This is a genomic window from Mariniluteicoccus flavus (genome assembly GCF_054776655.1).
Map to the genome: position 1 here is coordinate 321626 of NZ_BAAHBN010000001.1, position 19189 is coordinate 340814.

The window sequence follows — 19189 nt, forward strand, 5'->3', positions numbered from 1 at the left end:
CGAAACCCCGCGTACGCAGGGTCAGTGCGCCTGCCGGAAGACCGACACCCCCGTACGCACGTCCGCCGACTCGAGCCGCGCCGTGACCTCCTGGCCCAGCGGGAGTTCGCCGCCCTTGATGTCGGCCTCCACTGCGGGCTCGGTGATCATGAACCGGGCGCGGCCGCGCTTCTCGTCGACATCGACGACGGTCACGGTGAACTCCTCGCCCACACGACCCGACAGCACGAGGGTCTCGACGAGGTCGACGATGCCGCGCTCGTACTTCTTCGCTCTCGTGTCGGACGCGTCCATCTCCTGCGGCAGCGCGTCGAGCGCGTCGATCACCCAGCGCGGGATGTCTGTGTCGGCACAGATCGCGACGCAGATCTCGCCGACATAGCGGTCGACGAGGCGGCGCAGCGGCGCGGTCGTGTGGGCATACTCGATCGCGAGCGCCGCGTGCTCCACCTGCTGGGGCACCGATCCCGAGAAGGCCTGATAGCCCGCGCCGCGGAACAGCAGCGTGCAGGCGTACATCATCGCCTTGTGGTCGCCGCGGCGCGGGTCGAGCGAGCGCACGAACTCGGGATAGTCCATCTCGGCGGGCCAGGCGATGCGCAGCGCCTTCGCCTTGGCGCGGAGCGTACGCAGCGCCGAGTTGTCGGCGGGCGGCAGCGTACGCAGGACCCCGGTCTGCGCGTACAGCATCAGGTGGGCCGCCGCCATGCCTGTGAGCAAAGAGATCTGGGCGTTCCAGCCCTCGACCGGCAGCGGGGTGCGGAACTCGAGCTCCCAGCGATCGCCCTCGACGCGGACCTCCTGCTCCGGGATGTTCAGCGAGACCCCGCCGCGCTCCTTCTCGCGCTCCTCGCGCAGGAGGCCGACCTCCTTGAGCAGCTGCAGCGGCTCGGAGGCGGAGCCGTCGTCGAGCATCGCCTGCACGCCGTCGTAGGTCAGCTGCTCGCGGCTGCGGACGAGCGCCCGCTCGACAACCGGGTCGGCGCAGTCGCCGCGCTCGTCGAGCGCGAGCTGCCAGACCAGTGCGGGGCGCACCTGGCCGGGGAGCAGCGACGCGGCGTCCTCGGACAGCGCGGGCGGGTGGAGCGGGGTGCGCTTGTGGGGCGCATAGAACGTCTGGCCGCGGCGGTGGGCCTCGAGGTCGATGGGGTCGCCCGCGGTGACGAAGGCGGCGACATCGGCGATCGCATACCAGACGAGGAATCCGCCCTCGCGACGTTCGATGAACACCGCCTGGTCGAGGTCGCGGGCGCCGGGAGGGTCGATCGTCACGAACGGGATGTGCGTGAGGTCCTTCGCCGGCAACCGGGGCTCCGTGGCAGCGCGCTCGCCCGCGGCGATCACCTCGGCGGGGAAGTCCTGCGGCACGTCGAGCTCCTGGCGCAGGCGTTCCAGCCCCTCGGCCAGCGGCGCGGGCACGTCCTCGCGCAGGCGTACGTGACGACTCGGCATTGGGTGTCTCCTCGCATCGGGTCCGGTCAGCCTAGCGACCGGCGTGCGCGGGGGCGCGTTAGGCTCCGCAGGAGGCCCACGAAGGAGTGACCATGACCGACGACCCGACCTACGTGCTCGCGATCGACCAGGGGACGACGTCCTCGCGGGCGATCCTCTTCAACCACGACGGCTCCCCCGTGGCCCAGGGCCAGCTCGAGCACGAGCAGATCTTCCCCCGGGCCGGCTGGGTCGAGCACGACCCCGTGGAGATCTGGAACAACACGCGCGAGGCCATCGGCCAGGCCCTGTCCAAGGCCGGCATCAACCGCCACCAGATCGCCGCGGTCGGCATCACCAACCAGCGCGAGACGACGGTCGTGTGGGACCGGACCACGGGCGAGCCGGCGTACAACGCGATCGTCTGGCAGGACACGCGTACGCAGCGGATCTGCGACGCGCTGGCCGCCGACGGAGGACGTGAGCGCTATCAGGAGCGCACCGGACTGCCGCTCGCCACCTATTTCGCGGGCCCGAAGGTGCGCTGGATCCTCGACAACGTCGACGGGGCGCGCGAGCGCGCCGAGGCCGGCGACCTGATCATGGGCACGATCGACACCTGGCTGCTGTGGAACCTGACAGGCGGTGTCGACGGCGGGGTCCACGTGACCGACGTGACCAACGCCTCGCGCACCCTGCTGATGAACATCGACACGCTCGACTGGAACGCCGACATCTGCGGCGACCTGGAGATCCCGATGTCGATGCTGCCGGAGATCCGGTCGTCGTCGGAGGAGTACGGGCGGGGATCGCGCCATTCGCTGCTCATCGACACCCCGATCGCCGGCATCCTCGGCGACCAGCACGCCGCGACGTTCGGCCAGGCGTGTTTCGAGAAGGGCATGGCCAAGAACACGTACGGCACCGGGTGCTTCCTGCTGATGAACACCGGCACCGAGCCGGTGAAGAGCGAGAACGGGCTGCTGACGACGGTCTGCTACAAGCTGGGCGACGCACCGACGGTCTATGCGCTGGAGGGATCCATCGCGGTCGCGGGGTCGCTGGTGCAGTGGCTGCGCGACAACCTCGGGATGTTCGACAGCGCCCCCGACATCGAGAAACTGGCGCTCGAGGTGGAGGACAACGGGGGCGCCTACTTCGTGCCGGCGTTCTCGGGGCTCTTCGCCCCCCACTGGCGGCCGGACGCGCGCGGCGCGCTCGTGGGGCTGACCCGCTATGTGAACAAGAAGCACATCGCGCGGGCGGTGCTCGAGGCGACGGCGTTCCAGACGCGCGAGGTCGTCGAGGCGATGAACGCCGACGCCGATCGTGTGGACCTCACCGAGCTCAGGGTCGACGGCGGCATGGTCGCCAACGACACCCTGATGCAGTTCCAGGCCGACCAGCTCGGCGTCGACGTGATCCGCCCGAAGGTGTCGGAGACCACGGCGCTGGGGGCGGCGTACGCGGCCGGCATCGCGGTGGGCTTCTGGACCACCGACGACGTCACCGCGAACTGGGCGGAGGACAAGCGGTGGAGCCCCGAGATGGACGACGACGAGCGCGCGCGGCTGTATCGCAACTGGCAGAAGGCCGTCACGCGGACGTTCGACTGGGTGGACGAGGACACCGACCGCTGAGGTCGGCTCCTCGTCCCGGCCGCCGGCGTCCTCGCTCCGAGCACGTTCTCCGAGCGAGCGCCAGCGAGACGAGGAGACTCAGCCCTCGCGCACCAGGATGCGCCCGCACTCGTCGCACGTGACGACCTCGTCGGGCGCCGCCGCCTGGATCTGGCGCAGTTCGGCCGCGTCGATGTCGAGGCGGCAGCCGCTGCAGCGTCGCTGCACGAGCGCGGCCGCGCCCGTGCCGCGGAGCGTGGCGACCTTGTCATAGCGGGCCACGAGCGCATCGGGCAGGCCACCCACGACCGCGGCGCGCTCGGCGCCGATCTCGGCGATCTTCCCGTCGAGTTCGCCGACCTGCGCGTCGCGCTGCTTCATCAGGCCGCGGATCTCGTCCTCCAGGACGGTGCGGCGTTCGGCGATCATGGTGAACCGCTTCTCGGCGATGTCGGCGGCCTCCATCAGCTCGAGCTCGGCGTCCTCGAGGTCGCTGATGCGGCGGCCCAGGTGTTCGATCTCCTCGAGCATCGACCTCAGTGCCTTCGGGTCGCCCACCGCGCCCGAGTCGACGCGCTCCTGGTCGCGGACCCGCCGGGCGCGCACCGGGTCGAGGTCGGACTCGGCCTTCCTGAGTTCACGTTGGAGGTCGGACACCTCGGTCTCGGCCTGGGTGTAGTCCTCGACGAGTTGGGCCCGCTCGGCCATCAGCTCGGCGATCTTCGCGTGTTCGGGCAGCGACTTCTGCTGGTGGCGCAGCTGGCTGGCGCGGGTGTCGGACTCCACGAGCTGCAGCAATGCCTGCTGCGCGGCGGGATCGGCCTTCATGCGTACGCCTCCGTGAATCTGCGTCGAGATGATGTTGTGTCGAGCGATGCTACCGGCTCGGGCCTGGCTTCGACTCGCTGGCGCTCGCTCAGCCAACGTATGGAGAGACGAAGCGCTCGCTCAGCCAACGTATGGAGAGACGAAGCGCTCGCTCAGCCAACGTCGTTCAGCCGCGCTCGTACGCCGTGACCTCGAGCCACCAGGTCGCCGGACCCGAGAACTCGATCATCGGCTCGACGCCGATCGAGCGATAGGGCTGGGGGTCGGGCCACCCGGCGAGGTTGCGCCACATCATCATGCCGGGCTCGGCGGTGCCGTCACTGCCCCAGCGCAGGCCCAGCATCGCGTCGCCGTCCACGACGTACGCCTCCGCGGCGCGGCCGCCGTCGCCGAGACCGCGGAGGACGGCGCACGTCGCCGTGCCGTCGTCAGGACCGAGGCGGGTGAGGTCGACGCCGTCGATCGTCGGCCACACGGCCTCGGCGTCCTGGCCGACCTCGGGGTGGTCGAGCACCGTCGTCCGGACCGCCGAGGGGACCACGAGCCTGGCGTCGGTCGACACGTCGAGCAGGAGGTGGACGGCGTGGGTGACAGGGCCGGTCGGCCCCTCGGTCGGCGGGCCCTCGGGCGTCAGCGCATAGTCGAGACGCAACCGCTCGGGGTGCTCGCTGACGGTGCGGGCGAGCCGCCCGTGGTCGGTGTCGACGTGGGCCGCGGCGCGCGCGCCCTCCCAGACGCGGCTCCACGCGTCGCCGTGGTCGGGAACGCCGCGCACGTGGGGGAAGCACTCCTCGCCGCCGCCCGCATCGACGAACTCGTCGCCGGGGACGACGCCCACGCGGTCGAGCGCGATCGCGCCGTCGGGATTGGTCCACAGCCATTCGCGCTGGTCGGTCGTGAGGGACCACCAGCGACCCCCGTGGTCGAGGTCGGTGGCCCACGCCAGCGGGACGACGCGCCAGTCGCCCTCGGGGCCCCGCTCCCCCAGCGGGTCGTGGGTGCTGTTGGCGGTGGGCTCAGTCACGGTCGCCTCCCAGGCGCTGGTTCCAACGGATGATCGCCGGCGATTCCTTCTCGAAGCCCAGCACCGACACGGTCGCGGTCTCGAGCGGGAAGCTCTGGCCGCGCGAGATGTCGAAGTGGAGCCAGCTCAGCGCCAGCACGCGCAGCGAGTGGCCGTGGCCGAACACCAGCGCGCGCTCCACGCCCGAGTCCTGGACCCGGCGTACGACCCGGGTCAGCCGGTCCATGACCTCGTCGTGGGTCTCGCCGTTCGGCACCGGATGGGTCCAGATGCGCCAGTCGGGGACGTCCTCGCGGATCTCCTTCGACGTCCGGCCCTCGTAGTCGCCGTAGCGCCACTCGGCCAGGTCGCCGTCGATCTCGACGTCGGTGAACCCCGCCAGCTCGGCGGTGTGGGTCGCGCGCAGGCGCGGGCTCGACAACACGAGCCCGAAGTCGCCCGGGTCGAGCCGGCCGCGCAGGACCTCGGCCTGGCGTACGCCGTCGTCGGTGAGGTCGAGGTCGGTCGTGGACGTGTGCTGTCCCGACCGGCTCCACTCGGTCTCGCCATGCCTCACCAGCCACAGCTGCGTACGCGGGGTCTCCATGGCGCCAAGGCTATCGGGGGTCACCGACGCGGTCAGCAGGGATCGGCCGGGTCTCATTCGGCGAGGAGCGAACCGGTGAACGGGATGCGGCCGTGGCGGACGTGCAGCGGCTCGTCGCTGCGCACGTGGTCGGTGACCAGGGCCTCCAGCCGGGAGTTGGCGGTGAGGTCGTCGGCCGTGACGTCACCGCGGCGGCGGAACGTGAAGAAGACGGCGTCGGCGGTGCCGGGCTGGGGATCGCCGAACAGTTCCCAGCGCTGCTGGAACGCCGCGATGTTGGAGCCCGGCAGGGCCGCGGCCAGCCGCGGGTCGAGCAGCCAGGACTCGCAGTGGAACCACGCCGGGCGCAGGTCGGGGAAGTGGGCCGCGAAGAAGTCCTCGGCCTCGGCGAACGCGCGGTCGACCTCGTCGGGGTCGAGCGGCCCCGACTGGGGGATGTGGGTCGACAGCACCAACTCGCCGCGGTGGGGATCGACCTCCGGGCGGGCGAGGTTGAACTGCAGCCGGCCGAGCCAGGCCAGTGCTCCCGACCAGGCGACCAGGAGCCAGCGGTGGGTGTGCAGGCCGAACGCCGCGTACGTCAGGCGGTTCACCCACACCTGCTGGCCGAGGTCGGACAGCGCGCGCCAGGACGCGGCGTCGTCGATGCCGCGGTCGCGGTGGTGGGCGCGGACGTCGTCGACGGTCGCGAGCAACGCCAGCAGGGGCAGGATTCCGCGACCGCGCGGGTGGACACGATCGGACTCGTCGAAGACGGCCGGCTGCTCGCCGGGCAGCGGTGCGATGCGCCCGACCTGGCCGATCAGCCGCTCGGCGAGCGTCGCGACCCGGGCCATCGCGGCCTCGTCGTCGACGAGGTCGGTGACGATCCCGCGCAGGTCGGCCGCGTCGTCGGGCCGGAACCCCAGCAGGTCCAGGCGGTCGTCGTCGAGGGCGGCGAGGAGGCGTGGTCGGGGGTCCATGGGGCCTATGATGCGGCGGGAGAGCAAACGACGCGCGCCCGGGGGGCGAGAGGAGCACCGATGAGTGAAGAGCAGCCGAAGCAGCCACCCCGCCTGATCCCCTTCTCCGAGGCGTTCAAGGAGTTCATCCCGACGGGCTGGGACGACGACGTCGACCGCGAGGTCGCCGCGCTGCCGGCCACCGCATGGACGCCGGCGCGTCGCGACGCGCTGTCGGCCCTGTTCCCCGGCGACCGCCTGGTCGTGCCCGCGGGCGGGCTCAAGGTGCGCTCCAACGACACCGACTACCGCTACCGCCCCCACTCGGCCTTCGCCCACCTCACCGGGCTCGGCACCGACCGCGAGCCAGATGCGGTGCTGGTGCTGGAGCCTGTGGACGGCTCGGACGGCTCGGACGGCGACGGTGGCCACGACGCCACCCTGTACTTCAAGCCACGGGCGCCGCGGACGGCCGAGGAGTTCTATGCCAACGCGCGCTACGGCGAGATGTGGGTCGGGCGCCGCGAGTCGCTGTCCGAGATGGAGGCGATCACGGGTCTGCCGTGCGCGCCACTCGACGACCTGGCCGAGCGACTCGGCAAGAACGCCGAGACCGTGGCGATCCGCGTGCTCCGCGACGCGGACGCGTCGGTGACCGAGATCGTGGATTCCCTGTCCCACAAGGGCTCTGAAGAGTCCGACCAAGAACTCGCCACCGCGCTGTCGGAGCTCCGCCTGGTGAAGGACGCGTTCGAGGTCGACCAGATGCGCGAGGCGTGCGCCGCGTCGGCGACGGCGTTCGAGGAGGTCGTGAAGCAGCTCCCCGAGGCCGTCCGCCGGGGTCGCGGCGAGCGGTGGGTCGAGGGCGTGTTCGGGCTGCACGCCCGCCACGTCGGCAACGCGGTCGGCTACGACACCATCGCGGCCTCGGGCGACCACGCCTGTACGCTCCACTGGATCCGCAACGACGGCGACCTCGACTCCGACACCCTCCTGCTGCTCGACGCCGGCATCGAGCTCGACACGCTCTACACCGCCGACATCACGCGTACGCTGCCCGTGTCGGGGCGCTTCTCCCCCGCCCAGCGCAAGGTCTATGACGCCGTTCTGGAGGCCCAGGAGGCCGGGATCGCCGCGGCGAGGCCCGGAGCGCGCTTCGCCGACGTGCACGCGGCCGCCATCGCGGTCGTCGCGAAACACCTTGCCGAGTGGGGAATGCTGCCGGTCGGCGCCGAGGAGTCGCTCGACCTCGAGACGGGCGGCCAGCACCGTCGTTGGATGGTGCACGGCACGTCCCACCACCTCGGCATCGACGTGCACGACTGCGCCCAGGCGCTGATGGAGAACTATCGCCAGGGTGTGCTGAAGCCCGGCATGGTCATCACCGTCGAGCCCGGCATCTATTTCAAGCAGAACGACATGCTCGTGCCCGAGGAACTGCGCGGCATCGGAGTGCGCATCGAGGACGACATCGTGATCACCGACGACGGCAACGAGAACCTGTCCGCGATGCTCCCCCGCACGGCCGACGACGTCGAGGCGTGGATGGATCGTCTGCTGGGGGCCTGACATGGGTGACGCCAGGGATCCGCAGCGGTCGCGGATGCGCAAGTACGCGGGCCCGTTCCGCGGCTTCGGTGTGCGTCCTGAAGCTGTGCTCGACGACCTCCGCCCGGCGCCGAACGGAGCCGGAAACCCGCCGCCAAGCTCGATCGTCGCCTGGGCCCACTACCGCGACGGCGTCCGGGTCGACGTGGACGACATCGCCGTGGCCACCGAGTGTGCCCAGGCCGGCGATGGCTTTGTCTGGCTGGGATTGAAGGATCCCTCCGACGAGGACATGGCGGGTTTTGCGGCCCAGTTCAACCTCCACCCACTGGCGATGGAGGACGCGGTCGAGGGCCACACGCGGTCGAAGCTCGAGCAGTTCGGCGACACCCTGTTCGCAGTCATCTCGACGGTCGCCTACGTCGACCACGCGGAGCTCACCGACAGCTCCGAGATCGTGTCGACCGGCCAGGTCATGGTGTTCGTCGGCGACAACTTCGTGATGACGGTGCGCCGCGGCGAGCACGCGCAGCTGCGTACGCTGCGCTCGCGCCTCGAGGCCGAGGCCGGCCGCCTGGCGGGAGGGCCCCACGTGGTCCTCTATGCGGTGCTGGACAAGATCATCGACGACTACATGTCGGTGGTGACCGAGTTCGAGCACGACATCGAGGAGGTCGAGAGCGACGTCTTCGGGCGGCGTGGCACCACCGAGATCGAGCGGGTCTATCAGCTCAAGCGCGAACTGATCGAGTTCAAGCGGTCGGTGATCCCCCTCGGCGCGCCCCTGCAGGCGCTCGCGACCCGTCCCCTGGCGGCGATCCCGGACGAGGCGCGGGCCTATTTCCGCGAACTGAGTGACCACCACCTCGAGGCGCGGGAAGCGATCCAGTCGTTCGACGAAGTGCTGTCCACGATCATGTCCGCGGCGCTGGCGAGGCTGTCGTTCGACGACAACCAGGACATGCGCAAGATCTCGGCCGCCGTGGCGCTGGTGGCGGTGCCGACCATGATCGCCGGCATCTACGGCATGAACTTCGACCACATGCCGGAACTGCACTGGCGCTATGGCTATTTCGCCGTACTGGGCTTCATAGTGGTCACCAGCATCGTGCTGCTGTGGTTCTTCCGCCGCAACAAGTGGATCTGACGCTCTTCGAGCGAGCGCCCCTCGTCCTCACGCTCTCCGAGCGAGCGCCCCTCGTCCTCACGCTCTCCGAGCGAGCGCCAGCGAGACGAGGAGTCACTCGAACAGGTGCGCCCGACCGCCGGGCCGACCTGCGAGCAGTTCGCGCGCCTGTGCCGCGACCTTGTGCTCACACAGGACTTCGAAGCGCGTCGGCACCGTCTGGGTGATCGACACGAAGTCGCGCTTGCCCTTCGACAGCGAATAGCCGATCGCCGCGAACAGCAGGCTGAGGGCGATCGAGACGACGAGCGCCATCAGCATCTTGGCCCACAGCGGGCCCTGCGAGAACAGCGAGAGCAGGATGCCGACGATCAGGCCGGTGCTCACGCCGCTCGACAGCGCTCCCTGGATGACGGTGCCCCAGTCCTTGCGGCCGCGTACGCGCTCGACGAGCCGCAGCTCGGTGCCGACGATGGCGATGTTCTCCACCGGGAATCGCTGGTCGGACAGGAAGTCGACGGCCTCCTGGGCGGCGGCGTAGTTGTCGAACACGCCCACCGACTGGGGGAAGTCGAGCTCGAAGCCGAGCCCCTGGAACGGTTGCATCGAAGTCATCTCAACTCTCCTTGGATTCGCGGGATTCGTCGGTGTCGGGATCGGGGAACACGCAGAACTCGTTGCCCTCCGGATCGGCCAGCACGGTCCAGTCGCCTCCGTCGTGGGTCTCGACGACCGCTGCACCTGCCCGGGTGAACTCCTCCACCGTACCGGTGACGTCCCAGTGGACGCGGTTCTTGCCCCGCTTGGGCTCGGGGACCGGCACGAAGACGATGCCGTCGAACGGGAGCCCGTCGCCCTCCACCCACCACCAGGGGACGTCGTCGTCGGAACCGACCTCCAGCCCGAGGCGCTCGGCCCACCAGCGGGCGAGCCGCTCGGGCTCGGCGCAGTCGACGACGAGCTCATAGAGGGCGTTGGCGGGCACGTCGTCACGCACGAAGGCGCACAGCTCGAGCCCGTCCGGCGCGCGAAGGACCGTCCAGTCGTGGGACTCGTCGACGATCGCCGCTCCGTGGGCCGTCACCTCGCCGACGCCGCCGCAGTGCACGTCGAGGTGGACGCGGGCCTTGTGGTCCTTGGGTTCCGGGACGAGGTTCACCCACAGGGTGCGCCGAGGGTCGGGGGATCCCTGTGTCTGTGTGGATCGCTGGGCTCGCAGCGGCTGCGGAGCGCCCCACGGGCGGGGGTCGTGATCGAGACCGAGGACGGCCGCCCAGAACGCCACGGAGACCTGTTGGTTGTCGGTGTCCAGGCACAGGTCCTTGAAGCGCGCCATCAGTCCGCCCCCATCCCCGCGGCGTGTCCCTTGGCGACGATGCGCTGGGCGACCTTCATCCCGGCCTCGTCGACCATCTCGTCGTCGACGACGATGGCCCCGACCGCTCCCCCGGCCTCGGCCGTGGCGGCGGCGTACGCCTCCACCATCCGCAGCGCGCGGCTGAAGTCGTCGGGTGTCGGGGTGAACACCGAGTTGCCGGCCTCGATCTGGTCGGGGTGCAGCACCCACTTGCCGTCATAGCCGAGGGCGGCCGCACGTGCCGCGGACCGCCGAAACCCTTCCACGTCACGGATCGCGACATAGGGGCCGTCGATCGCGAGCAGCCCGTTGGCCCGGGCCGCGACGAGGATCGTGAACAGCGGGTGGTGGAACGCGTCGGCGATCTCATAGCCCGCGGGCTGCTCGCCGACGTTGGTGGACGCCATGCCGACCGAGGCCATGAAGTCGCCCGGGCCGAACACCAACGACCGCATGCGGGGACTCGCGCCGCCGATCGCGTCGGCGTTGAGCAGGCCGCGGGCGTCCTCGATCTGGGCCTCGATTCCGATGCGGCCGACGGGGAGGTCGTGCGTACGCTCCACCTGGGTCAGAAGGAGGTCCAGGGCGACCACATGGTCGCGCGACTGAACCTTCGGCAGGACCAGCGCGTCGATGCGGGAGCCCGCCGCTCCGACGACCTCGACCACGTCGGCGTACGTCCACGGCGTCGTCCAGTCGTTGACGCGGACCGTCACCGTTGGCGCGGTCCACTCCTCGCCGAGCGCGGCCACGATCAGGCCGCGGGCCTCGGACTTCGCGGCCGGGGCGACGGCGTCCTCGAGGTCGAGGAACACGGCGTCGGCGTCGAGGCCCCTCGCCTTGGTGAGGAAGCGCTCGGACGACCCGGGGACGGCGAGCACGGTGCGGCGTACGCGGGGTTCGGTCATGGCGGCAGCCTATTGGGCCGTCGATCCGGCACGACGCTCCCCCGCGTGCGCCGCTATCCTCGCGGAGTGAGCACCTCGACCCCGATCTTCATCTCCCGCCTGCGCGGGCTCCCGGTCGTGGACGCGGGCGGCGACCAGATCGGCCGCGTCCGCGACGTCGTCATCCAGACCCGCACCGAGGGCCGCGCGCCTCGCTGCAAGGGCCTCGTCGTCGAGCTGTTCGCGCGCCAGAAGATCTTCATGAACATGGCGCGTGTCCACTCGATCGACGGCGTCCAGGTCGCGATCCAGGGAGTCGTGAACACGCGCCGGTTCAGCCGCCACGACGCCGAGACCCTCGTCGTCGAGGACCTGTTCGACCGCCACGTGAGCCGACGCAACCACGAGGGGGCGTACGCGGTCTATGACATCTCGATCCGCGAGGTGCGCAACCGCGAGTGGGAGCTGTCGGAGGTCGCGCTGCGCGAGGGGAAGCAGCCGCGGTTCGGGCGCCGCCCCCACATCACGATCGTCGAGTGGGACGAGGTCGACGTGCTCCGGCCGGCCCACACGGTCAGCCGCGACAACGACCAGATCCTCGCCGAGATGGAGGACATGCACGCAGCCGATGTCGCGCGTGAGCTCCACGACCTGCCGCCCGACCGCCGCGCCGCGATCGTCGAGGCGCTCGACGACCAGACGCTGGCCGACGCGCTCGAGGAGTTGCCCGAGGACGAGCAGGTCGAGGTCATCCAGGGCCTCGAGGTCGAGCGCGCCGCCGACGTGCTCGAGGAGATGGACCCCGACGACGCCGCCGACCTCATCGCCGAGCTGACCCCGGCGAAGGCCGAGGAACTGCTGCAGCGCATGCAGCCGGAGGAGGCGTCCGACGTGCGCCGCCTGCTCGTCTATGAGGAGTCGACGGCGGGCGGCCTCATGACGCCGGAGCCCGTGATCCTGCCGGCGGACGCCACGGTCGCCGACGCGCTGGCGATGGTGCGCGACGAGGAGCTCTCCCCCGCGCTCGCCTGCATGGTGCACGTGTGCCGCTCACCGCTGGAGACCCCGACGGGCCGCTATCTGGGCGGCGTCCACATCCAGCGGCTGCTCCGCGAGCCCCCGTCGCTGCTCGTGTCGCAGCTCATCGACACCGAACTCGAGCCGCTGCCCGTCGATGCGCCCCTGAGCCGGGTGTCGCGCTATTTCGCGACGTACGACCTCGTCAACGCGCCCGTGATCGACGACCAGCACCGCCTCGTCGGCGCCGTGACGGTCGATGACGTGCTCGACCACATGCTGCCCGACGACTGGCGCGGCGACCAGATGGACTCGGTCGAGCCGACCGACGACCTGGCCGAGGAGGTGACCCGTGGCGCGTGAACGCACCCGCCGCGTCGAGGATCGCCTGTCGACGCCGGGGCGGGAGCGCTCGCTGCTGCCCACGGTGAAGCTCGACTCCGACTCCTTCGGCGTCTTCGCCGAGCGATTCGCCCGGTTCATGGGCACCGCGCGGTTCCTGATCTGGATGACGGTGTTCATCCTGCTCTGGATCGCGTGGAACATCTGGGCACCCGCGAGCGTCCGGTTCGACCCGTTCCCGTTCATCTTCCTGACGCTGATGCTGTCGCTCCAGGCGTCGTACGCGGCCCCGCTCATCCTGTTGGCGCAGAACCGGCAGGAGGCCCGCGACCGCATCCAGGCCGAGAGCGACCGCAAGCAGGCGGCCCAGTCGCGCGCCGACATGGACTACCTGGCGCGCGAGATCGCGAGCGTCCGCATGAACGTGGGCGAGCTCGCGACGCGCGACTTCATCCGCAGTGAGCTGCGGAAGGCGATGGAGGACGGATCGGGCAGGGACGGATCGGGCAGGGAGCGGGACGAGCGCGCAGAGCGCTGAGGGTCTGCCGGGTCGTGAAATGCGCACACCTGTGCCCAGAACACCCGTGATCCGGGGCCCCGCCCGCGAAATGCGCACACCTGTGCCCAGAACACCCGTGATCCGGGGCCCCGCCCGCGAAATGCGCACACCTGTGCCCAAAACGCCCCCGACCCGGGCTTCGTGAAGCGCCCGTGCCCGAAACACCCCCGCTCCCGGCGACACCCCAGCGTGTTGCGCACACCTGTGCACTTTTCACGATTCGGGTTTCGCGATTCGGGCCCACCCGCCCACCCCGCGTACACTCGCCCCCATGCCCGAAATCACGTCCAACGTCCCTGACCACGCGCTCTTCGCGCCGGTCAAGGCCGCCCTCGCCACCGTCATCGACCCCGAGATCAAGAAGCCGATCACCGACCTGGGCATGGTCGACCGGGTCACCATCGGCGATGCCGGCGAGATCACCGTCGACGTGCTGCTGACGACCGCCGGCTGCCCCCTCAAGGGCCCGATCCAGGCCGACACCACCAAGGCCGTCGCCGCCGTTCCCGGCGTCACGGACGTCACCGTGAACCTCGGCGTGATGACCGACGAGCAGCGCGCCGAGCTCCGCAAGGGCCTCAACGGGGGCCGCGCCGAGCGCGAGATCCCGTTCGCGAAATCCAGCTCGCTGACCCGCGTCATCGCCGTCGCGTCCGGCAAGGGCGGCGTCGGCAAGTCGTCGGTCACCGTCAACCTCGCCATGGCGCTCGCCGCGCAGGGGCGCTCGGTCGGCATCCTCGACGCCGACATCTATGGCCACTCCGTCCCCGCCATGCTCGGCATCGCCGACGCCCGCCCCACCTCGATCGGCGACGACAACGAGGCCATGATCCTGCCCGTCCCCGTGATGGGCATCAAGGCCATGTCGATCGGCATGCTCAAGCCCACCCGCGACCAGGTCGTCGCGTGGCGCGGCCCGATCCTCGACCGCGCGATCCAGCAGATGCTCGCCGACGTCCACTGGGGCGACCTCGACTATCTCGTCGTCGACATGCCGCCCGGCACCGGCGACGTCCAGATCTCGCTCGGCCAGAAGCTGCCGAACGCCGAGGTCGTCGTCGTCACCACGCCCCAGCAGGCCGCCGCCGAGGTCGCCGAGCGCGCCGGCACCATGGCGTCGATGATGAACCAGCGCGTCATCGGCGTGGTCGAGAACATGGCCTACCTCGACTTCACCGCGCCCGACACCGGCACCACCCACCGCATCGACCTGTTCGGCACCGGCGGCGGCGAGCAGGTCGCCGCCGGCCTGAGCCGTCGCCTCGGCTATGAGGTCCCCCTGCTCGGCCAGGTGCCGCTCGACCCGAGCCTGCGCTCCGGCGGCGACGAGGGCTCGCCGGTCGTCATCGCCGAGCCCGACCACCCGGCCGCGATCGCGCTGGCCGAGCTCGCCGACAAGATCGGCGCGAAGCGGCGGTCGCTGGCCGGCCTCCACCTCGGTCTCACCCCGACCCCGCGCTGACGTGACCGGGGGCGGTGCCAGGCGTACGCCCGTCGACGACTACCTCGACGGCATCGACCCGGCCATCCGCCCGGCTCTGGACGACCTGCGGCGCACGATCCTCGACGTGCTCGGTCCCTGCGACGAGGTGATGTCGTACGCCATGCCGGGCTTTCGCCTCCGCAAGGACAACGACTGGAAGCTCAAGCCGAAGGTGGTCTGCGGGTTCGCCGCCTGGAAGCACGGTGGCTCGTTCTATCCCCACTCCGGCTCGGTGCTGCCGCTGTTCGCGGTTGAGACCGCTGCGTACAACCAGACCAGGAGCGCGCTCCACTTCACCGCCGAGCGACCGCTGCCGCCCGACCTCGTACGCAGGCTCGTGCTCGCGAAGCTGGAACTGCTCAGGACTGAACATCGTTGCACCGTGCCGCGTACTCACGGCATCGTGCAACGATCCCGGCCGTTCGATCAGGTCGCCTCCGTGTCGAACGGCGTACGCCCGGCCGGAACCGCGTCGAGGCCCGCCATGTTCGACTTCGCGTCCTCGATCTCGCTGCGCAGCGTCGCGTCGGCCGCCTGCAGGTCCTTCTTCACGTCGTCAATGACGGGCTGGACCTCGTCGAGCAGGTGCTTCTGCACAAAGGCCCGCGGGTTGAGGTCGCGCAGGTCGACGTCGGTGCCGAGCTCCTGGCTCAGCGTGGTCTGGGCGTTGTTCGCGATGCCGCGCAGGTAGTGCAGGACGCGGGCGGCCTTGCGCGCCAGCTCGGGCAGCTTCTCGGGCCCGAAGAGGATGACGGCCAGGACGACGAGCGTGAGCAGCTCAGCTGGACCGACATCGAACATGGCTGACAGAGTACCGTCTCGCTGACCGCCTCCCGGACGGTCAGCCGTCCCTCGACCCGAGGGTGACGCGCACGTCGCCGCGACCCGCGATCTTCAGCGTCGCGACCTCCCCGGGCCTGTGGGTGCGGATGCGGACGATCAGTTCAGTGGCGGTGCGGACCGGGCGTCCGTCCACGGCCTCCACGAGGTCGTTGGCCGTGAGCCCGGCAGCGGCCGCCGGCCCGCCCGGCGTCACGGCCGACAGGCGTACGCCCCCGCCCGTGCGGTCGCCGCTCACCGACGCGCCGATGATGGGGACCTGGGCCTTGCCCTTCGTGATGAGCTGGTTGCCGATGTCAACGGCCTGGTTGATCGGGATGGCGAAGCCCAGGCCGATGTTGCCCTGCTGGGTGTCCTGCGTCGCGCCACCCAGCGTGAGGATCGCGGAGTTCACCCCGATGATGCGGCCCGCACCGTCGGCGAGCGGGCCACCCGAGTTGCCGGGGTTGATGGGCGCGTCGACCTGGATGCCGTTGATATAGGCCACCGACTCGTCGGTGCCGTTCTGGCCGCCCACGCTCAACGGACGATCGACGGCCGACACGATGCCGGCCGTGACGGACCCGCCGAGTCCCAGCGGCGCGCCGACGGCGACGACGGGCTGGCCCGGGCGGACGGCGGCGGAGTCGCCGAGATCGACCGCCGGCAGGCCGGAGCCCTCGGCGCGGATCACCGCGAGGTCATAACCGGGGCTGCGGCCCACGACCGTCGCGGGGCGCTCGGACCCGTCCTGCAACTGGATCGTCACGCGGCCACCCGGCGCGCCCTCGACCACATGGTTGTTGGTCATGATGTGGCCGCGGTCGTCGATCACGAACCCGGAGCCGGTGCCGGAGCGGCCTCCGCTGCTGTAGGCGATCGTCACGGTGCTGGGCAGCACGCGCTCGGCCACCTTGACGTTGTCGGCCTGGCCCTGGGCGGGCGGCACGGGCGCGCGGGCCACGGTCGGCGCGACGATCGGTCCGCCGCCGGTGGCCGTCGGCCCGTCAGCGAGTCGCGCACCGCCGTAGCCGGCCGCTCCCCCGATCACCAGCGCGGTGAGGGCGCTCGCGGCGACGGCCGGGAGCACGCGGGCGCGGGGCCTGGTGGCGGCCGGCGCAGGGTGGGAGCCCTGCGGGGAAAAGTGCGGCTGCGGGGGCGGGAACGGCGTCTGGTGCAGGGGCGCGTACGCCTGGGCGTGGTTCCCGTGGGCGGTCGGTGGCCCGTGCTGGGCATGGTGGCCCGCGTGTGCCTGCTGGCCTCCGAACTCCTGCTGGCCCGCGTAGGCCTGGCCCCCGTACGCCTGCTCCGGCCGGGTCTCCGGCCAGGCGGGAGTGGGCCTGTGGTTGGGGTGATCCCCCAGGTGCTGGGTCGGCTGGTCACCGAACCGGCGTGTCGGCTCGGGCTGGTCGATCTGCTGGGTGGGCTCGTCGTCGGCGTCGCGGCCGAACCAGCGGCGCAGGCCCGCATCGTCGTGGCTCATCAGCCGACCTCGAGCAGGTGGCGCCAACCGTCGACCACACGGTCGGTGCGCGTCCTCAACACCGGCGGATCGTGGGGCAGCGCCCGCACCGCGGCGGCGGCGCGCTCCGCCGGCCCGTCGGTGACGACGGTGAACACGCGGTCGCGCGACTGCCACGTGATCATGGTGGGCAGGTCCTGGCTGCGATAGGCCTTCAGCGCCGGATCCCACACCGAGCCCGCCGGGGCCTTGGCCAGCGCACCGCGCGACTCGAAGACGCTCAGGGTCTCGATGCCGTCGCCGTAGGACGAGTGGAGCACCCCGTCGGCGTCGCGCACCCCGATAAGGTCGAGACCGCCCATGCGGGACGGGCAGGAGAACCCGCGCGCGACCAGCTGGGGGGCAGCGCCGATCGTCAGCGCCGTCACGGGCACCGGCATGGTCAGCCGGGGCGCCACATGGCCACCGCCGACCGCGGCCGACCCGACCCGGATGGTCTCGAAACCGGCGCTCTGCACCGTGCGCCCGCCCTCGAACGACTGCGACCACAGCAGCACGCCGGTCTCCCGGTCGAGCCACCAGCGCGCGGCGAGGCTGCCGCCCGCGTACGCCTCCACCACGTGGGTGGGCCTCCCGGCGACCTGCGGTCCGTCACCCGTGGTCAGGGAATGGTTGGCGCCGAGCAGGTCGACACCCAGCGAGTCCTCGTCGGGCAGGAACGCGCGGGTGCTGCTGGCCGAGCGACCGGGGTTGACCGTGACCTCGACGCCACGGCCGGGCCGCGCGAGGACGTCGACCCGCGACGTCCAGAACCCCGCGAGGTGGCGGACCTGGACGAGTTGGGTGCCGGCGTACGCCACCGTGTCCGCGGCCTGCTCGGCACGCTCGAGCCTCGCGTACGCGAGGTCGGACGTGGTGGCCTCGGGCGCCGCCGGGGCCACGGCCTGCTCGGTGGTCTCGGCGGGATCGGTGGCCATGGCGGCGGTGACGGCGGGGTTGGCGAGGGGCTCCGCGCCGAGGGCTGCGGCGAACTCGCTGAGGGCCAGCGCCGTGGGGTCGACCGCCGGCGTGCGCGTGGGTGGGGCCGCGACCCAGCCGATCGCCACGAGGATCAGCGCGAGCGCCGAGGCGCCCGAGCCGGTCGTCACGACCGCTCGACGCAGGGACCGGCGCCGGCTCGGCATGGCGGTGCGGCCGGCTCCCCGGCGGTGCGCGTCGAACGGGCGCGCATGCAGCGGCGCCGACGCATCGTCGCCGGCGATGCCGACCAACCGCGCGGCCAGGTCGTCCGACGGCGCGCTGGCGGGCAACGAGGCCCTGCGTACGCGGTCACGCACCGAGCGCAGGTCGCGGGCGCGGTCGCGGCAGGCATCACACGCCAGGAGGTGGCTCGCGGCGCGTTCGCGGTCGCGGTGCCCCAGGGCGCCGTCGACGTACGCCGACAGCCGCTCGGCGGACGGGTGGTTCACGACTCGACCCCCAGGTAGCGCTCGCGATCACCGGTTGGGCGGCGGTGGGCCAGGGCGTCGCGGAGCTGGGCCCGCCCGCGGTGGATGCGGCTGCGGACCGTGCCGATCTTGACGTCCAGCACCTCGGCGATCTCCTCGTAGGTGAGACCCTCGATGTCACACAACACCACGCACGCGCGGAACTCGGGCGACAGCGCCGACAGGGCCGCCTCGACGTCGTGGTCGAGGTCGACGTCGGCCATCAGCTCGGCCGGCGGGGCGTCGCGACTCTCGAGGCGCTCCTCGGCCTGGTCGGCGAACCCGTCGAAGCGGATCTTCTGACGACGCCGCGCCTGGTCGAGGAACAGGTTCGTGGTGATGCGGTGGAGCCAGCCCTCGAACGTGCCGGGCTGGAAGCGGTGGAGCGAGCGGAACACCCGGATGAAGACCTCCTGCGTCAGGTCCTCGGCGTCGTGCGGATCGCCACAGAGGCGATAGGCCAGCCGATAGACCCGCGCGGAGTGGTCGCGGACGACCTCTTCCCACGTGGGGGGCGTCCAGCCCGTGGCCGCGGCCGGGTCGACGGAGTCAACGGGCGAGACCTCCCCCGGCGCGTCCTCGCCCCGCACGCCGACCTCGGTCGGGGTGCGCTCACGAGTGCGCCACGGAGTGATCGGCACGGGTCTCCCTCGTTCATCGGTTCGCGGTTGCT

General features: G+C 71.2%; 18 protein-coding genes and 1 pseudogene. 7 read left to right on the forward strand and 12 right to left on the reverse strand.

The window, feature by feature from the left end; all coding sequences use genetic code 11:
- Positions 1–21: 21 nt before the first annotated feature.
- Positions 22–1452 (reverse strand): RNB domain-containing ribonuclease, encoded by a 1431-nt coding sequence (locus tag ACYVAG_RS01605; protein WP_460765574.1) that lies wholly within the window; start codon positions 1450–1452, stop codon positions 22–24.
- Between the two features lie 92 nt (positions 1453–1544).
- On the opposite strand from ACYVAG_RS01605, the gene glpK reads away from it, so the two are divergent.
- Positions 1545–3071 (forward strand): glycerol kinase GlpK, encoded by a 1527-nt coding sequence (gene glpK / locus ACYVAG_RS01610; protein WP_460765576.1) that lies wholly within the window; start codon positions 1545–1547, stop codon positions 3069–3071.
- 78 nt (positions 3072–3149) lie between these two features.
- Here glpK and ACYVAG_RS01615 read toward each other — a convergent pair whose 3' ends face one another.
- From ACYVAG_RS01615 to ACYVAG_RS01630, 4 genes are all read right to left on the reverse strand, one after another.
- Entirely contained in the window at positions 3150–3878 is a 729-nt protein-coding gene (locus tag ACYVAG_RS01615) for a zinc ribbon domain-containing protein (protein ID WP_460765578.1), read from the reverse strand.
- Positions 3879–4044: 166 nt separating this feature from the next.
- Positions 4045–4902, reverse strand: a complete 858-nt coding sequence (locus tag ACYVAG_RS01620) for a hypothetical protein (protein ID WP_460765581.1) — start codon at positions 4900–4902, stop codon at positions 4045–4047.
- A complete protein-coding gene (locus ACYVAG_RS01625) occupies positions 4895–5488 on the reverse strand; it encodes a histidine phosphatase family protein (RefSeq protein ID WP_460765584.1) in 594 nt (197 codons plus the stop codon). Before ACYVAG_RS01625 ends, ACYVAG_RS01620 begins: the two co-directional genes overlap by 8 nt.
- A 53-nt stretch (positions 5489–5541) precedes the next feature.
- On the reverse strand, positions 5542–6450 hold the full coding sequence (locus ACYVAG_RS01630) for an acyltransferase domain-containing protein (RefSeq protein ID WP_460765587.1): 909 nt from the start codon (positions 6448–6450) through the stop codon (positions 5542–5544).
- A 60-nt stretch (positions 6451–6510) separates the two neighbouring features.
- Here ACYVAG_RS01630 and ACYVAG_RS01635 point away from each other — a divergent pair, with 60 nt between their 5' ends.
- Both ACYVAG_RS01635 and corA read left to right on the forward strand, forming a co-directional pair.
- On the forward strand, positions 6511–7998 hold the full coding sequence (locus ACYVAG_RS01635; RefSeq protein WP_460765590.1) for an aminopeptidase P family protein: 1488 nt from the start codon (positions 6511–6513) through the stop codon (positions 7996–7998).
- Position 7999: 1 nt separating this feature from the next.
- Positions 8000–9124 carry a magnesium/cobalt transporter CorA gene (corA, locus tag ACYVAG_RS01640; protein ID WP_460765593.1) on the forward strand — a complete coding sequence of 375 codons (1125 nt, stop codon included), beginning with the start codon at positions 8000–8002 and terminating at the stop codon, positions 9122–9124.
- A 93-nt stretch (positions 9125–9217) separates the two neighbouring features.
- Here corA and ACYVAG_RS01645 read toward each other — a convergent pair whose 3' ends face one another.
- Genes ACYVAG_RS01645 through ACYVAG_RS01655 form a run of 3 tightly spaced genes read right to left on the reverse strand, consistent with a single transcriptional unit; the run spans position 9218 to position 11368 of the window.
- The gene (locus tag ACYVAG_RS01645) at positions 9218–9718 is read right to left on the reverse strand and encodes a YflT domain-containing protein (RefSeq protein WP_460765595.1); all 501 of its coding nucleotides are present in this window, start codon (positions 9716–9718) and stop codon (positions 9218–9220) included.
- 1 nt (position 9719) lies between these two features.
- Positions 9720–10439: a VOC family protein gene (locus ACYVAG_RS01650; RefSeq protein WP_460765598.1), complete on the reverse strand. Its 720-nt coding sequence runs from the start codon at positions 10437–10439 to the stop codon at positions 9720–9722.
- Entirely contained in the window at positions 10439–11368 is a 930-nt protein-coding gene (locus ACYVAG_RS01655; protein ID WP_460765601.1) for an HpcH/HpaI aldolase/citrate lyase family protein, read from the reverse strand. The genes ACYVAG_RS01650 and ACYVAG_RS01655 overlap by 1 nt, the downstream gene beginning before the upstream one ends.
- 66 nt (positions 11369–11434) lie before the next feature.
- On the opposite strand from ACYVAG_RS01655, the gene ACYVAG_RS01660 reads away from it, so the two are divergent.
- From ACYVAG_RS01660 to ACYVAG_RS01675, 4 genes and pseudogenes are all read left to right on the forward strand, one after another.
- Complete coding sequence (locus ACYVAG_RS01660; protein ID WP_460765603.1) at positions 11435–12727, forward strand: magnesium transporter MgtE N-terminal domain-containing protein; 1293 nt, start codon at positions 11435–11437, stop codon at positions 12725–12727.
- Complete coding sequence (locus ACYVAG_RS01665; RefSeq protein ID WP_460765605.1) at positions 12717–13244, forward strand: DUF1003 domain-containing protein; 528 nt, start codon at positions 12717–12719, stop codon at positions 13242–13244. Before ACYVAG_RS01660 ends, ACYVAG_RS01665 begins: the two co-directional genes overlap by 11 nt.
- A gap of 292 nt (positions 13245–13536) precedes the next feature.
- The gene (locus ACYVAG_RS01670) at positions 13537–14727 is read left to right on the forward strand and encodes an Mrp/NBP35 family ATP-binding protein (protein WP_460765608.1); all 1191 of its coding nucleotides are present in this window, start codon (positions 13537–13539) and stop codon (positions 14725–14727) included.
- 1 nt (position 14728) lies between these two features.
- Positions 14729–15079 (forward strand): annotated as a pseudogene (locus tag ACYVAG_RS01675) (iron chaperone); the annotation flags it as partial.
- 95 nt (positions 15080–15174) lie between these two features.
- On the opposite strand, the gene ACYVAG_RS01680 reads toward ACYVAG_RS01675, so the two are convergent.
- Genes ACYVAG_RS01680 through sigE form a run of 4 tightly spaced genes read right to left on the reverse strand, consistent with a single transcriptional unit; the run spans position 15175 to position 19157 of the window.
- Positions 15175–15549 carry a sec-independent translocase gene (locus ACYVAG_RS01680; RefSeq protein WP_460765611.1) on the reverse strand — a complete coding sequence of 125 codons (375 nt, stop codon included), beginning with the start codon at positions 15547–15549 and terminating at the stop codon, positions 15175–15177.
- A 40-nt stretch (positions 15550–15589) separates the two neighbouring features.
- Complete coding sequence (locus ACYVAG_RS01685; RefSeq protein ID WP_460765614.1) at positions 15590–17050, reverse strand: S1C family serine protease; 1461 nt, start codon at positions 17048–17050, stop codon at positions 15590–15592.
- Positions 17050–18498: an anti-sigma factor family protein gene (locus tag ACYVAG_RS01690; RefSeq protein ID WP_460765617.1), complete on the reverse strand. Its 1449-nt coding sequence runs from the start codon at positions 18496–18498 to the stop codon at positions 17050–17052. The genes ACYVAG_RS01685 and ACYVAG_RS01690 overlap by 1 nt, the downstream gene beginning before the upstream one ends.
- Complete coding sequence (gene sigE, locus ACYVAG_RS01695) at positions 18495–19157, reverse strand: RNA polymerase sigma factor SigE (protein ID WP_460765619.1); 663 nt, start codon at positions 19155–19157, stop codon at positions 18495–18497. Before sigE ends, ACYVAG_RS01690 begins: the two co-directional genes overlap by 4 nt.
- Between the last annotated feature and the right edge of the window lie 32 nt (positions 19158–19189).